Origin of the sequence: Streptomyces sp. NBC_01304 (assembly GCF_035975855.1) — a bacterium.
Lineage (GTDB): Bacteria > Actinomycetota > Actinomycetes > Streptomycetales > Streptomycetaceae > Streptomyces.
The window spans coordinates 6,379,484-6,394,695 of sequence record NZ_CP109055.1 but is presented as its reverse complement, the minus strand read 5'-3'; the positions used below and the strand labels follow the sequence as shown (position 1 = coordinate 6,394,695).

Genomic DNA, 15,212 nt, shown 5'->3' with positions numbered 1-15,212 from the left:
GGCCCGCTACCAGGCAGCAGAAAGGCAAGGACCGTGGTGTCCACGGTCAACTCCACCTCCGCTCCCCAGGCGTCCGCCACCGCGGCACGTCCCGGGTACGGGCAGCTGCTGCGCACGCCCGGAGCCCTCTCGTTCGTCCTGCCCGGCTTCGCCGCCCGTCAGCCCTTCGCGATGCTGACGATGTCGATCGTCCTGCTCGTCCAGCACACCACCGGATCCCTCGGCAGCGCGGGCGCCGTCTCCGCCGTCGCGGGCATCTCCATGGCCCTGTGCGCCCCGCAGACCGGCAAGCTCGCCGACCGCTACGGGCAGCGCGCCGTGCTGATCCCCGGCGTCGTGGTGCACGCCGTGTCGGTGATCCTGCTCGCGGGCCTCGCCCTCGCCGACCTGCCGCTGTGGGCGCTGTTCCTGGCCGCCGTGCCGGTGGGCGCCTCGGTGCCGCAGGTCGGGCCCATGGTGCGGGCCCGCTGGGTGTCCGTCCTGGACCGGCCCGGCCGGTCGCCGCTGCTGCCGACCGCCGCGGCCTTCGAGTCCGTCACGGACGAGTTCACCTTCGTCGTCGGCCCGGTCCTCGCCACCGCGCTGTGCACCTGGGTGCACCCCGGTGCCGGTCTCGCGGCCGAGGCCGTGCTGATCCTCGCGGGCGGCCTGCTGTTCGCCGCACAGCGCGGTACGCAGCCCAAGGCGCACGGTCTGGCCGACGAGCACGCGCGCGTGGAGCACGTTTCCGCCCTCTCGATCCCCGGTGTGCGGGTGCTCGCGGTGGCGTTCCTCGGCATCGGCGCCGTCTTCGGCGGCATGCAGGTCGCGCTGACCGCGTTCGCCGAGGAGATCGGCCAGGCAGGCGTCAACGGCCTCCTGTACGGCATTTTCGCCGCCGGCAACATGCTCGCGGGCATCACCTTCGGCGCGATCGCCTGGAAGGTCGGGCCGCAGCGCCGCCTGATCCTGGGCTACACGGGGCTGGCGATCGCCGCCTCCACGCTGTGGATGCTGCACTCCGTGGCCCTGTTCGCGATCGTCGGCGTCGTCGTCGGCGTCTGCATCGCGCCCGCCATGATCAGCGGCTTCACCCTGGTCGGCTCGCTCGTCCCGGCATCCGCCCGGACCGAGGCCTTCACCTGGCTGACCGGCGCCATCGCGCTCGGCCAGGCCGGTGCCGTGACGATCGCCGGCCGCCTCGCCGACGAGCGCAGTGCGAGCGCCGGATTCCTGGTCCCGCTGGTCGCCACGGCCCTGGCCCTGGCCACCCTGGTGGCGCTGCGCTCGCGGCTGCACCCGACCTCCCGCGGGCGGACCGTCGCACGTGGCGTGGGTCACCGCATCCCGGTCGCGGTGGACTGATCCCGAGGAATACGTCACTATGGAGCGTCGTTAGCACTCATCGAGTGAGAGTGCCAGGAGGAAGTCAAAGTGCCGACCTACCAGTACCAGTGCACCGAGTGCGGCGAGGGCCTCGAGGCGGTGCAGAAGTTCACGGATGACGCTCTGACCGAGTGCCCGAACTGCAAGGGACGCCTCAAGAAGGTGTTCTCGGCGGTCGGCATCGTGTTCAAGGGCTCCGGCTTCTACCGCAACGACAGCCGTGGCTCGTCGTCGAGCAGCACGCCTGCGTCGACGTCGTCCCCCGCGTCCTCCTCGAAGCCCTCCTCCACGCCGTCGACGTCTTCGTCGTCGGGCTCCTCGAGCTCTTCGAGTTCGAGCTCGGGCAGCACGTCCGCCGCCTGACGCACGCGTACTTCAGGCCCCGCAGTCCCGGTGACCGCGGGGCCTTTGTGCTGCCCCGGCCGGGTCTGCCGGGCCTTCCCGCCGCCCGGCTAGGCTGCGGGACATGGCGAACGCAGAGATCGGCGTAATTGGCGGCTCGGGCTTCTACTCCTTCCTGGAGGACGTCACCGAGGTCTCGGTGGACACCCCGTACGGGCCGCCGAGCGACTCCCTCTTCCTCGGTGACATAGCGGGACGCCGGGTCGCGTTCCTGCCCCGGCACGGGCGTGGACACCATCTGCCGCCGCATCGCATCAACTATCGGGCCAACCTGTGGGCGCTCAGGTCGGTCGGCGTACGCCAGGTGCTCGGGCCGTGCGCGGTGGGCGGGCTGCGGGCGGAGTACGGGCCCGGCACGCTGCTCGTGCCCGACCAGCTGGTGGACCGTACGAAGGCGCGTACGCAGACGTACTTCGACGGGGAACCGCTGCCCGACGGCACCGTCCCGAACGTGGTGCACACGACCTTCGCCGACCCCTACTGCCCCGAGGGGCGGCGCACCGCGCTCAAGGCGGCGCGGGGACGCGGTTGGGAAGCGGTGGACGGCGGGACGATGGTCGTCATCGAGGGGCCGCGCTTCTCGACCCGCGCCGAGTCGCAGTGGCATGCCGCGGCGGGCTGGTCGGTGGTGGGCATGACCGGGCACCCCGAGGCGGTGCTCGCGCGTGAACTGGGGCTCTGCTACACGTCGTTGTCGCTCGTGACCGATCTGGACGCGGGGGCCGAGACGGGCGAAGGGGTCTCGCACACCGAGGTGTTGAAGGTGTTCGGCGAGAACGTCGCCCGGCTGCGCGAGGTGCTGTTCGACGCGGTGGGGGCGCTGCCGGCCACGGCGGACCGGGACTGCCTGTGCACGCATGCGCATGATGGGTGGGACTTGGGGATCGAGCTTCCCTGAGCCTCGGCAAGGCGGGGCCCGGGAGTGCGGAATTGCCCCTTCGGGTGAGGGAGTTGTCCACAGGCCCGGGGTGGTCCACAGGCTTCGGCGCGGTCGCGGCGGACCGTGGATCGTGAGGTGCGTCCAGCCGACGTTCCTCATGGCAGGCGGTGGTTGCTGTGTCCTCTCCGCGTTCCCGCACGACTCCCTCATGGGCTTCGCCCGTTCCGTACGCTCCCTCGGCGGTGCCTCCGCCGTGCGAGGTGCCGCACTTCTCGCCGCTCAGAGTGCGTGGCGGGCCGGGCGGGCAGCGCTGGCGGCGGGCCGTGCGGCGCAAGCGGCGGACCATGGCGGCGGGGCTTGCGATGGCCGCTGCCGCGCTGGCCGCCGGCGGGGCACAGGGTTTTGGGCCCGCGGAGGCGGCCGCGCCCGTGGGCGGGGCCGAGCGGGAGCGGCGCGCCGTCGAGCTGGTGTCGGCTCCGGTGCGGATCGCGGATGCGGCGGCGGTGGGGCTGCTGCGGGCCGGTGACCGGGTCGATGTGGTGGCGGCCGGTGCCGCTTCCGGAGGCGGGTTCGGGGGCGGCGGTGAGACTTCCAAGATCGTGGCCCGGGGCGCACGGGTGTCGCGGGTGCCGAAGGCCGATGACGTTCCGGAGCAGGGTGGGCAGAGCGGGCAGGGCGGTGCGCTGGTCGTGCTGTCCGTGCCCAGGGATGTCGCGGCGAAGCTGGCGGGGGCGGGCGCCACCTCACGGTTGGCGGTGACGGTGCGATGAGGCGCGCGGGGGCACGTACTGGCGTTTCGTCAACTCACCTGTTCGTGTGCGCTGATTGGACGGCCTTCCGGGCAAGCGGGCCTAATGGCACCGTCAACTGCACATACGAGGAAGGTCTCCGTGGTGACCGAGGAGAAGAAGCCCAGCGTCTGGGCAGGCTTCAAGGCGTTTCTGACGCGCGGGAATGTCATCGATCTGGCGGTCGCGGTCGTCATCGGTGCCGCATTCACCAACATCGTCAACGCCATGGTGAAGGGCATCATCAACCCGCTGGTCGGGGCGCTCGGCACCAAGGATCTGGACAAGTACAGCTCGTGCCTGAAGGCGCCGTGCGCCTTCAAGGACGGCAATGTGGTCGAGGGCGTCCCGATCATGTGGGGCTCGGTGCTCAGTGCGGCGCTCAGCTTCGTGATCACCGCCGCCGTCGTGTACTTCCTGATGGTGCTGCCCATGGCCAAGTACCTCGCCAAGGTCGAGCAGCGCAGGAAGGCCAAGGAGGGCGTACAGGAGACCATGGAGATCAGCGAGCTGGAGGTGCTCAAGGAGATCCGGGACGCCCTGGTCGCCCAGCGCGGTTCCGGCTCCGGGTCCGGTGGTGGCGCGGGCTCCGGCGCTCCGTAGGGGCCCCTGCTCAGAGGTGGTGGGGCGGCTTCTCGTCGAGGAAGCGGGCCAGGTCGGCGGCGCTGTCGCCGCCGGCGGTGGGCCGCTCGCCCCACCCCCGGTCCGTGTCGTCGGCGGACTGCTGGTCGAGCGGGTCGTCGAAGACCAGCGCGGGGCGGGGCCTGGGTTCGGGCTCGGCAGCCGCGCCGGCTTCGGCGGGGTCGGGGGTGGTACTCATGCCTCCAGGGTACGGCGAGGCGTCAGCTGGGGGCCTCCGCACCCTTGCGGGCGTAGAACCACCAGCAGACCACCAGGCACGTGGCGTAGAAGCCGATGAAGAGCCACAGCGAGCTGGTCACGGCGAAGTTCGCGAACATCGCCGGGATGAAGAAGAAGCCGTAGGCCGCGATCGCCGAGGAGAACCCGGTCACCGCGCCCGCCTCCATCTCGGACTGCTTGAGCGCGGCCGCCTGCACCTCGGGGCTCTTGCCCGCCGCGCCCTGGGTGTGCTGGTCACGGAAGATCACCGGGATCTGGCGGAAGGTCGAGCCGTTGCCGATGCCGGAGAAGAAGAACGCCGCCAGGAAGCCGATGTAGAAGGTCCAGAAGTTGCCCTGGTCCCCGCCGGTCGGGATCGCGAAGATCACCACGACCAGGGAGGCCGCCATGCCGACGAAGGACAGCATGGTGACCTTGGCGCCGCCGATCTTGTCGGAGAGCGAGCCGCCGAGCCAGCGGGTGAGCGCTCCGATGGCCGGGCCGATCCAGGCGTAGGTGGTGGCCTGGTAGCCCTGCGCCGAGAAGTTGTCCTTGATGAGCATCGGCAGGGCGGCTGCGAAGCCGATGAACGAGCCGAAGGTACCGACGTACAGCCAGGTCATCAGCCAGTTGTGCTTGCGCTTGAAGATGATCTTCTGCTGGCTGAACGGGGCGGCGGCGACCTTGAGGTCGTTCATCAGGAACCACGCGAGCACGGCCATGATCACCAGGAGCGGCACCCACAGGAAGGCGCCGTTCTGCAGCCAGACGTCGGCGTTCTTCTTGGTGTCGCGCTGCGGGTCGCCGGCCGGGGCGCCGAGCACGGCGGCCGTCACGACCAGCGGGGCCACCAGCTGGACGACGCTGACGCCGAGGTTGCCGAGGCCGCCGTTGAGGCCGTTGGCCGAGCCCTTCTCGCTCTTCGGGAAGAAGAAGCCGATGTTGGCCATCGAGGAGGCGAAGTTGGCGCCGCCGATGCCGCAGACGGCCGCGATCAGGGCCAGCTCCCAGTAGGGCGTGCCGGTGTCCTGCAGGGCGAAGCCGAGCCACAGCATGGGCGCGATCAGGATGATCGTGCTGAAGGCGGTGAACTTCCGCTCGCCGAAGATCGGGCCGATGAAGGTGTACAGGATGCGGAAGGTGCCGCCGGTGATGCCGGGGATCGCGGTCAGCCAGAAGAGCTGGGACTTGGAGAACCCGAAGCCGACGTCGCCGAGGCGGACCACGGTGACGGACCAGACCTGCCAGACGACGAAGCCCAGCATCAGCGCGGGGATGGAGATCCACAGGTTGCGCTTGGCGACCTTGTGGCCGGTCGTGCGCCAGAAGGTGGCGTCCTCGGGATGCCAGTCGGCGATCGTCGAGCCGGGGCGGTAGCTGTCCGTACCCGTCTGGCCTGCGGTGGGAGTGCTCACCCGGCCAACGTAAGGAGGGCCTGTTCAGGGCGCCCGCGCTGTGGGCCGAACGGGTTACGCGCGGAGCCCTCGGGGCGCTGGGCGGGGCGGGCTGCGGGCTCAGACGGCCTTGAGGCCGTGGGCCTCGAAGATGCTCTTCGCGAAGGCCACCTGCTCGGGGTCGGGCGAGGGGGTGTCGTGCAGGGTGAACTTCATGTCGAGCGCCTGCCACTTGCCCTCGCCCAGCTTGTGGAAGGGCAGCACGTCGACACGGCTGACGTTGCCGAGCGAGCCGGCGAAGGCGGCGACGCCCTCGATGTTGGCCGGGTCGTCGGTGAGGCCCGGCACGAGGACGAAGCGGACGTTCACCTCCTGGCCGAGGTCGGCGAGGCGGTGGGCGAAGTCGAGGGTGGGCTGCAGCGGGCGGCCGGTGACCTTCTTGTAGGTCTCGCGGTCCCAGGACTTGATGTCGAGCAGGACCAGGTCGACGTCGCGCAGCAGGGCGTCGGTGGCGCGTACGCCCAGGAAGCCCGAGGTGTCGAGGGCGGTGTGCAGGCCGAGTTCGTGCTTCATGCGGTGCAGGAGCTCGCCCGCGAAGACCGGCTGGAGCAGCGGTTCGCCGCCGGAGATGGTGGCGCCGCCGCCCGAAGCGGCAATGAACTTCGTGTACTTGCGGGCCTCGGCGATGATGTCGTCGGCCGACGTCCGCTTGCCGTTGCGCATCTTCCACGTGTCGGGGTTGTGGCAGTACAGGCAGGTCAGCGGGCAGCCGGAGAGGAACGTGACGAAGCGGGTGCCGGGGCCGTCGACGCCGGTCGACAGGTCCCAGGAGTGGACCGAGCCCTCGCTGGGGCGGTGGGTGACGGCGGCGGCCGGGGTGGTGGCCGCGGCGCTGATGTTCTGACCGAGCAGGATGGTCATGGCCGAACTCCCGTACTCCTGGGAAGAGTTGGAATTCGCGGCTCCCGGGACCGGTGTGAGGTCCCGGCCCGGGGAGCCGCGAGTTGGGGGCGGTGCGTCAGGCGCTGTCTCGGGGAGTCAGGGCCCGCTCACCGCGGGGGTGGCTCAGAGGGAGCCGTGGAACGTGCGGTTGATGACGTCCAGCTGCTGCTCGCGCGTCAGGCGGACGAAGTTCACCGCGTAGCCGGAGACCCGGATGGTCAGCTGCGGGTAGTTCTCCGGGTGCTCCATGGCGTCCTCGAGGGTCGCCTTGTTGAGCACGTTGACGTTCATGTGGAAGCCGTCGCTGGCCATGAAGCCGTCGAGCACGCCGGAGAGGTTCTCGATGCGGTCCTCGGGAGTGCGGCCGAGAGCGTCCGGGGTGATCGTGTTGGTCAGCGAGATGCCGTCCTCGGCGTCGTCGTAGTTGAGCTTGGCGACCGACATCGCGGAGGCGATGTAGCCGTGCTCGTCACGGCCGTTCATCGGGTTGGCACCCGGGGCGAACGGAGCGCCGGCACGACGGCCGTCGGGGGTGTTGCCGGTCTTCTTGCCGTAGACGACGTTCGACGTGATGGTCAGCACCGACTGGGTGTGCAGCGCGTTCCGGTACGTCGGGTACTTGCGGATCTTCTCCATGAAGCCGGTGACGATGCGCTGGGCGATCTCGTCGGCGCGGTCGTCGTTGTTGCCGTAGGCCGGGTAGTCGCCCTCGATCTGGTAGTCGACGGCGAGGCCGGTCTCGTCACGGACGACCTTGACCTTGGCGTGCTTCAGAGCCGACAGGGAGTCCGCGGCGACCGAGAGGCCGGCGATGCCGCAGGCCATGGTGCGCAGGATCTCGCGGTCGTGCAGCGCCATCTCGATGCGCTCGTAGGCGTACTTGTCGTGCATGTAGTGGATGACGTTCAGCGCGTGTACGTACGTCTTGGCCAGCCACTCGAGCATCGAGTCGTACTGCTCGGCGACCTTCTCGTAGTCGAGGTACTCGCCCTCGATGGGCTCGAAGCCCTGGACGACGAGCTTGCCGGACTTCTCGTCACGGCCGCCGTTGATCGCGTACAGGAGCGCCTTGGCGACGTTCACACGGGCGCCGAAGAACTGCATCTGCTTGCCGACCGCCATGGCGGAGACGCAGCAGGCGATCGCGGTGTCGTCGCCGTACTTCGGGCGCATCAGCTCGTCGGACTCGAACTGGATGGCCGAGGTGTCGATGGCGACCTTGGAGGCGTAGTCCTTGAAGCCCTTGGGGAGCTCCTGCGCCCAGAAGACGGTCAGGTTCGGCTCCGGGGCCGGGCCCAGGTTGTACAGGGTCTGCAGCGCGCGGAAGGTCGTCTTGGAGACCAGCGGGCGGCCGTCCTCGCCGATGCCGGCCATGGACCAGGTGACCCAGGTCGGGTCGCCGGAGTACAGCTCGTTGTACTCGGGGGTGCGCAGGAAGCGGACGATGCGGAGCTTGATGACGAAGTCGTCGATGAACTCCTGGGCCTGCTCCTCGGTGATGAGGCCGGCCTCGATGTCGCGCTGCAGGTAGATGTCGAGGAAGTTGTCGATGCGGCCGATCGACATGGCCGCGCCGTTCTGCTCCTTGACCGCGGCGAGGTACGCGAAGTACAGCCACTGGACGGCCTCGCGGCCGGTCTCGGCCGGGCGGGAGATGTCGTAGCCGTACGACTGCGCCATCGCCTTGAGCTCGCCCAGGGCCCTGATCTGCTCCGAGGTCTCCTCGCGGGCGCGGATGACGTCCTCGTTCGGCCACTCGGCGTCGAGCTCGACCTTGACGGCCTGCTTGTCCTCGATGAGGCGGTCGATGCCGTAGAGGGCGACACGGCGGTAGTCGCCGATGATGCGGCCGCGGCCGTAGGCGTCAGGGAGGCCGGTGATGATGCCGGAGGAGCGGCAGGCGCGGATCTCCGGGGTGTAGGCGTCGAAGACACCCTGGTTGTGGGTCTTGCGGAGGTGGGTGTAGATCTCCCGGACCTCGGGGTCGGCCTCGTACCCGTAGGAGTTGAGGGCGCCCTCGACCATGCGCCAGCCGCCGTTGGGCATGATGGCGCGCTTGAGCGGGCCGTCCGTCTGGAGGCCGACGATCAGGTCCTTGTCGGCGTCGATGTAGCCCGGCGCGAAGGCGTCGATGCGCGACGGGGTCTTCACGTCGACGTCGTAGACGCCCTTCTCGATCTCCTCGGGGAACATCGAGAGGAGCTTGTTCCACACCGCGGTGGTGCGCTCCGTGGGGCCCGCGAGGAAGGCGTCGTCGCCCTCGTACGGGGTGTAGTTCTGCTGGACGAAGTCGCGGACGTCGATCGCGTCCCGCCACAGGCCGCCCTTGAAGCCCTTCCAGGCCTCGTCGTTAACCGTCTTCTCCGCAGGAGTTGCAGTCATCGCCCGCACCTTCCGAGTCGCGCCATTGCTACCTCATCCATTGCACTGCTTTTGATCGATCATTTGGGGCGGCGTTGGTCCCTGATTGGGACCCGAAGGTCCCGCGCCCGACGGGATCGAATCGGACGCGCCCCGCCTGACCTGCGGTTTTGGCCAGGACCAAGGACCTAAGTTCGCTTGTGAAAACTTTCACAAGTTTTTCGGGGAGGTACTTGTGCGATCCGCGGAGGCACGTGTGCGAGCAGTCCCGGCGGGGTTACGCGAGCAGTTCCGCGATGCCGAAGCCCGCGAGCACCGCCGTCGTGACGGTGACCAGGCCGGGAATCATGAACGAGTGGTTGACCACGAAGCGGCCGACCTTCGTGGTGCCGGTGCGGTCGAAGTTGATCGCCGCGATGTAGGTGCCGTACGTCGGCAGGATGAAGTAGCCGTTCACGGCCGGCCACATGGCGATCAGCAGCGGCGTGGGGATGCCGAGCGCGACGCCGAGCGGCATCAGGGCCTTGGTGGTGGTCGCCTGGCTGAACAGCAGCGAGGAGAGCAACAGGAGCATCACCGCGAAGAACCAGGGCTGGGATTCGGCGATGCCGCCGAGGGCGTCGGTGATGCGCTTCTCGTTGGCGCCGATGAAGGACAGGCCGAGCCAGGACAGGCCGAAGACGCCGATGACGGCGACGAGGCCGGAGCGGGCCACCTCGCTGCCCGGGATCTTCTTGGCGTCGACCTTGCAGACCAGCAGGATCAGCGCGGCCACGGCCATCATCAGGATCTCGATGGTGGCGGGCATGGAGAGCGGCGCCGAACCCTTGGCGCCGGGGACCTCCGGGCGCAGGTCCGGGAAGAGGCCGCTGACCACGACGGCCACGGTGCCGGCCAGGAAGAGGTACGCCGACCAGCGCGCCCGGGGCTTCAGCGGCTTGGCCTCCGCCTGCGTTCCCTCGGCGGCGACCGGCTCGATCTCGCCTGCGGCCAGGCGCCGTTGGTACTCGGGGTCCTGGTCCAGCGGCTTGCCGATCCGGGACTGGACGAGGGCCGCGACGAGCACGCCGAGCAGGGTGGCCGGCACCGCCACGGCCATGATCTTCGGCAGCCCCCAGCCGTCCTTGTCGTACAGCACGATCATGGCGGCCATCGCGGCGGAGACGGGCGAGGCGGTGATGCCCACGGTCGCGGCGATCGAGGAGACGGCGATGGGTCGTTCGGGGCGTACGCCGCCCTCGCGGGCCACGTCGTGGATGACGGGCAGCAGCGGGTAGAAGACGTGGGCCGTGCCCGCGCCCAGGGTGAAGAGCCAGCTCACGACGGGCGCGATGAAGGTGACCCGGGACGGATTGCGGCGGATCGCCTTCTCGGCGACGCCGACCAGGTACTCGATGCCGCCCGCCGCCTCCATCGCCGCCGCGGCCATGATCACGGCGAGGATGATCAGCATCACGTCGACGATGCCGGAGGTGTCAGCGGGCGCCACGTCGAAGACGGTCGCCAGGACGAAGACGCCGACCGCGCCCCACAGGCCCATGCCGACCCCGCCCTTGCGGGAGCCGAGCGCTATGGCGCCGATCATGACGACGAGTTGGAGCAGCATGCTGATCATGGGGGTGGGCTTTCTGCGGTCGACCGTGCCGAGCGGGGCGAGGAGGCGGGCGGGCTCGACCGAGCCCGGACATGCCGGTGCCCCCGGAGGCCGCGGACCCGGCGAAGGCGTAGGCGATGGCCGGTGGTCCGTGGCTCCCGAGGGCGACGGGTGCTGCTAGGAGGGCGACTCCGCGCCCTTGCGGGCGTAGAACCACCAGCAGACGACGATGCAGGAGACGTAGAAGCCGACGAAGCCCCACATCGCGCTGGTCACCGCGAAGTTGGCGAACAGCGCCGGGATGAAGAAGAAGCCGTAGGCGGCGATGGCCGCGGTGAAGCCGGTGACGGCGCCCGCCTCCATCTCGGTCTGCTTGAGCGCCTTCGCGAACTCGGGCGTGCCCTCCGTCAGACCCTTCAGGTGCTGGTTGCGGAAGATCACCGGGATCTGGCGGAACGTGGAGCCGTTGCCGATGCCGGAGAAGAAGAACGCCGCGAGGAAGCAGGCGAAGAAGCCGGCGAAGTTGCCGCCGTTGCCGCCGCTGGGCAGGAAGTTGATCACGCCGATGATCGAGGCACCCATGCCCACGAAGGACAGGATGGTGACGCGGGCGCCGCCCAGCTTGTCCGCGATCCAGCCGCCGGCCCAGCGGGCCAGGGCGCCGAGGGCCGGGCCCATCCAGGCGAAGGTCGCGACCGAGTACGCGGGGAACGTGGTCTTGATCAGCATCGGGAAGGCCGCGGCGAAGCCGATGAACGAGCCGAAGGTGCCGACGTACAGCCAGGTCATCAGCCAGTTGTGCTTGCGCTTGAAGATGATCTTCTGCTGGCTGAAGGAGGTGGAGGCGGTCTTCAGGTTGTTCTGGCCGAACCACGCGATCGCGGCCAGGACGATCAGGATCGGGACCCACAGGAACGCGGCGTTCTGGAGGTAGACGTCCTTGCCGGTCTTGGCGTTGTGCTGGCCCGAGCCGATGGCGATCACCGAGCTGGTGATGACGATCGGGGTGAGGAGCTGGACGACGGAGACGCCGAGGTTGCCGAGGCCGCCGTTGATGCCGGTCGCGTTGCCCTTCTGGGCCTTCGGGAAGAAGAAGCCGATGTTGGCGAGCGACGAGGAGAAGTTGGCGCCGCCGATGCCGCACAGCGCCGCGATCATGCCCAGGGTGGCGAAGGACGTCGAGGTGTCCTGGATCGCGAAGCCCAGCCAGAGCAGCGGGACGATCAGCACCACCGTGGACAGGGCGGTGAAGGTGCGCTGGCCGATCTTCGGGCCGAGGAAGGTGTAGAAGATCCGGGCCGTACCGCCGGTGATACCCGGGATGGCCGTCAGCCAGAACAGCTGCGAGTCGCTGAGCGCGAAGCCGACGTCCTTGAGGTTCGTTGCGGTGACGCTCCACACCTGCCACACCACGAAGGCGACGAGCAGCGCGGGGACGGCTATCCACAGGTTGCGGGTGGCGACCCGCTTGCCGGTGGACTTCCAGAAGAGCTCGTTCTCCGGCTCCCAGTCGGTGATGGTGCGGCCCGGACGGTACTGCTCCGGGTCGTACGACGGCTGGGTGGCCGCGGCTGCTTCTTGGACGGCAGGACTCATGGCTTAGTTCCTGGTGGTGGAGGAGGGAATCCTTACCTATCCAGGGTGTATGTGAATTACGGGAAAGTTCAGGGGAATTGGTCGCCTATGCCCGCTGCCCTAGGGCCCCGGATGGCAACTGTCGTAGGTCCCGTTGTCCACCTGCCGTCCGGCCTGTTCGGACCGGACGGCAGGAGTGGCGCGAAGGGAAAGTGGGCCTCAGGCCTTGTGGACCGGCAGCGCGACCTCGGGGTCGTCCAGGCAGACGCCGGTGCGCAGGTCGAAGACCTGCTTGTGCATCGGGGACGCGACGACCGGGATGTCGCCGACCGAGCCCATGATGCCGTTGGCGATCACGCCGGCGCCGGAGAACGGGTCCCGGTTGCCGACGGCGTACACCTCGCCCTCGGCGTCCTTGAACAGGGCCGCCTCGGTGCCGTCGGGCCGCACGGCGACGCGGCCGCGGCCCGGCTCCAGGTCACCGACAGCGCTCTCGATGGCATCCGTGAACGAGACCCCGTCCTCGGGCGCGGAGGTGAAGGGCTTGAAGCGGGCCAGCTTCGCCGGGTCGGCGAGCACGGCGGCCCACTCGTCCTGGTAGGCGGCGACGTGGCGGTCCATCTGGGCCTCGAGCTCGGCGCAGATGCCGAGGGAGTCCTCGATGAGGACGGCCTTGAGGTGGTCGAGGCCGCCGTCGATGCGCTCCAGCCACGCCGACGTGCGCTCCAGGCGCTCGGCGGTGCGCACGTAGTACATGAGGAAGCGGTCCATCAGGCGGAACAGGCCGGCCGCGTCGAGGTCGGCGGCGAGCAGGTCGGCGTGGCGGGGCTGGGTGCCGCCGTTGCCGCAGACGTACAGGTTCCAGCCGTTGGCGGTGGCGATGACGCCGATGTCCTTGCCGCGGGCCTCCGCGCACTCGCGCAGGCAGCCGGAGACGCCGCCCTTGACCTTGTGGGGCGACCTGAGCCCCCGGTAGCGGAGCTCGATGTCGATGGCGAGCTGGACCGAGTCGCCCTGGCCGAAGCGGCAGAACTTGGAGCCGACGCAGGACTTCACCGTACGAAGGGACTTGCCGTAGGCGTGACCGGACTCCATGCCGGCGTCCACCAACCGCTGCCAGATCTCGGGGAGTTGCTCGGCACGGGCGCCGAAGAGGTCGATGCGCTGACCGCCGGTGATCTTCGTGTAGAGGCCGTAGTCACGGGCGACCTCGCCGATGACGATGAGCGCTTCGGGAGAGATCTCGCCGCCGGGGATGCGCGGGACGACCGAGTAGGTGCCGTCCTTCTGGAGGTTGGCGAGGTAGAGGTCGTTGGAGTCCTGGAGGGAGGCCTGCTCGCCGTCGAGGATGTGGGTCAGGCCCAACTCCGGGGCCAGGGTGCCCAGTACGTTGCCGACGACGGGCTTGCAGACCGCGCAGCCGTAGCCCTTGCCGTACTTCTCCAGGAGCTCGGTGAAGGACCGGATGTGCTCGGTGCGTACGACGTCGTAGATCTCGGAGCGGGACAGCTCGAAGTGCTCGCACAGGCCCTTGGCCTTCTCGATGCCGGCCGCGGAGAGCTCGGCGTCGAGGACGGCCTGCAGGGTGCCGACGCAACCGCCGCAGCCCGTACCGGCCTTGGTGCACTTCTTGATGCCACCGATGTCGGTGAGGCCCTCGGCGGCGATCGCCGAAGTGACCGCACCCTTGGTCACGTTGTGGCAGGAGCAGACGACCGCGTCGTCCGGCAGCGCGTCCGCGCCCGGGATGTCGGCGGCGGTGGCCGGGCCGACATAGGCCTCGGCGGGGGCCGGGAGCTGCTTGCCGGTGTGCGGCTTCAGGGAGCCGTAGGCCTCGGCGTCGCCGACCAGGATGCCGCCGAGCAGCGAGCCGTCGGGGCCGAGCAGAAGCTTCTTGTAGACGCCGTCGCGGGAATCGGAGAAGACGACGGAGACCGCGCCGTCCTTGCCCTCCTTGGCGAAGGGGTCGCCGAAGGACGCCACGTCGGCGCCCATCAGCTTGAGCTTGGTGGAGGTGTCGGCGCCGTTGAAGACCTTGCTGCCGTCGCCCGCCAGCGCGCTCGCCGCGGCCTCCGCCATCTGGTAGCCGGGCGCGACCAGGCCGTAGACCCGGCCGTCGGCGGTCTGGGCGCACTCGCCGATCGCGTACACGTACGCGTCCGTGGTGCGGCAGTGCTCGTCGACGACCACACCGCCGCGGTCGCCGACCGCGAGACCGGCCTCGCGGGCGAGGCGGTCGCGGGGGCGGACGCCCGCGGAGAAGACGACGACGTCGGCGTTGATCTCTTCGCCGTTGCTGAGCCGCAGGCCCCGCGCGCTGCCGTCACCGTCCGTCTCGACGCTGCTCGCGCCGACGCCGGTGTGCACCGCGACGCCCATCTGCTCGATGGTGGCGCGCAGCGCGGCGGCGCCGCCGTCGTCGACCTGCAGCGGCATCAGACGGGGCGCGAACTCGACGACGTGCGTCTGCAGGCCGAGGGTGCGCAGCGCGCCCGCGGCCTCCAGGCCGAGCAGTCCGCCGCCGACGACGACGCCGGTGCGCTTGCCGTCGGCGTAGGCGGTGAGGGCCTCGACGTCGTAGAGGGTGCGGTAGGTGAAGCAGCCGGGGGCGTCGGCGCCCTCGATCGGCGGGACGAACGGGAAGGAGCCCGTGGCGAGGACCAGGGCGTCGTACGAGACGACGTTGCCCGAGGTCGTGGTCACCGTGCGTGCGATCGGGTCGATGTGCTCGGCCGGGTCGCCGAGGCGCAGGTCGATGCCGTGCGCCTGGATGAACTCGTCGTCGGTGAGGGAGAGTTCGTCGCCCGTCGCGCCGGTGAAGGCGGAGGACAGGTGCACGCGGTCGTAGGCGACGCGGTCCTCCTCGGCGAGCACCGTGACGTGCCAGCCGGGTCCGCCGCCCGGGCCCGCGAGCGCGCCGCGTTCCGCAAGCACCTCGAGGAAGTGCTGGCCCACCATGCCGTGGCCGATGAGCACCAGGGTCTGTGCCATGGGGGATTCACACTCCGTCGTACGTCGAGGGGGCCGGGCGGGCAGGTGGCCGCGCGGGCTTGCGTTGAGGAGTCCTCAGT

12 protein-coding genes are annotated in these 15,212 nt (G+C 69.6%); 5 read left to right on the top strand and 7 right to left on the bottom strand.

Annotation, left to right across the window (positions count from 1 at the left end; genetic code table 11):
* Positions 1-36: 36 nt before the first annotated feature.
* The 5 genes from OG430_RS28545 to mscL all read left to right on the top strand — a co-directional run bounded on the left by OG430_RS28545 (position 37) and on the right by mscL (position 4,038).
* Positions 37-1,344: an MFS transporter gene (locus OG430_RS28545; protein WP_442816735.1), complete on the top strand. Its 1,308-nt coding sequence runs from the start codon at positions 37-39 to the stop codon at positions 1,342-1,344.
* Positions 1,345-1,413: 69 nt separating this feature from the next.
* A complete protein-coding gene (locus tag OG430_RS28540; RefSeq protein WP_327355476.1) occupies positions 1,414-1,728 on the top strand; it encodes an FmdB family zinc ribbon protein in 315 nt (104 codons plus the stop codon).
* Positions 1,729-1,831: 103 nt separating this feature from the next.
* Positions 1,832-2,665 carry an S-methyl-5'-thioadenosine phosphorylase gene (locus OG430_RS28535; protein WP_327355475.1) on the top strand — a complete coding sequence of 278 codons (834 nt, stop codon included), beginning with the start codon at positions 1,832-1,834 and terminating at the stop codon, positions 2,663-2,665.
* A 224-nt stretch (positions 2,666-2,889) separates the two neighbouring features.
* The gene (locus OG430_RS28530; RefSeq protein WP_327355474.1) at positions 2,890-3,417 is read left to right on the top strand and encodes an RcpC/CpaB family pilus assembly protein; all 528 of its coding nucleotides are present in this window, start codon (positions 2,890-2,892) and stop codon (positions 3,415-3,417) included.
* Positions 3,418-3,501: 84 nt separating this feature from the next.
* Positions 3,502-4,038, top strand: coding sequence for a large conductance mechanosensitive channel protein MscL (mscL, locus tag OG430_RS28525; protein ID WP_442816565.1), 537 nt, complete (start codon positions 3,502-3,504; stop codon positions 4,036-4,038).
* A 10-nt stretch (positions 4,039-4,048) separates the two neighbouring features.
* Here the strand turns inward: mscL and OG430_RS28520 are convergent, their stop codons facing one another.
* The 7 genes from OG430_RS28520 to nirB form a co-directional block, all read right to left on the bottom strand.
* Positions 4,049-4,255 (bottom strand): hypothetical protein, encoded by a 207-nt coding sequence (locus OG430_RS28520; RefSeq protein ID WP_327355472.1) that lies wholly within the window; start codon positions 4,253-4,255, stop codon positions 4,049-4,051.
* 22 nt (positions 4,256-4,277) lie between these two features.
* Complete coding sequence (locus tag OG430_RS28515) at positions 4,278-5,690, bottom strand: NarK family nitrate/nitrite MFS transporter (protein ID WP_327355471.1); 1,413 nt, start codon at positions 5,688-5,690, stop codon at positions 4,278-4,280.
* A 99-nt stretch (positions 5,691-5,789) separates the two neighbouring features.
* Positions 5,790-6,590 carry a pyruvate formate-lyase-activating protein gene (gene pflA, locus OG430_RS28510; RefSeq protein WP_327355470.1) on the bottom strand — a complete coding sequence of 267 codons (801 nt, stop codon included), beginning with the start codon at positions 6,588-6,590 and terminating at the stop codon, positions 5,790-5,792.
* 144 nt (positions 6,591-6,734) lie between these two features.
* A complete protein-coding gene (gene pflB, locus OG430_RS28505; protein ID WP_327355469.1) occupies positions 6,735-8,993 on the bottom strand; it encodes a formate C-acetyltransferase in 2,259 nt (752 codons plus the stop codon).
* A gap of 256 nt (positions 8,994-9,249) precedes the next feature.
* On the bottom strand, positions 9,250-10,587 hold the full coding sequence (locus tag OG430_RS28500) for an anaerobic C4-dicarboxylate transporter family protein (RefSeq protein ID WP_327355468.1): 1,338 nt from the start codon (positions 10,585-10,587) through the stop codon (positions 9,250-9,252).
* Positions 10,588-10,743: 156 nt separating this feature from the next.
* Positions 10,744-12,162, bottom strand: a complete 1,419-nt coding sequence (locus OG430_RS28495; RefSeq protein WP_327355467.1) for an MFS transporter — start codon at positions 12,160-12,162, stop codon at positions 10,744-10,746.
* 198 nt (positions 12,163-12,360) lie between these two features.
* A complete protein-coding gene (gene nirB / locus OG430_RS28490) occupies positions 12,361-15,132 on the bottom strand; it encodes a nitrite reductase large subunit NirB (RefSeq protein ID WP_327355466.1) in 2,772 nt (923 codons plus the stop codon).
* Positions 15,133-15,212 lie beyond the last annotated feature (80 nt).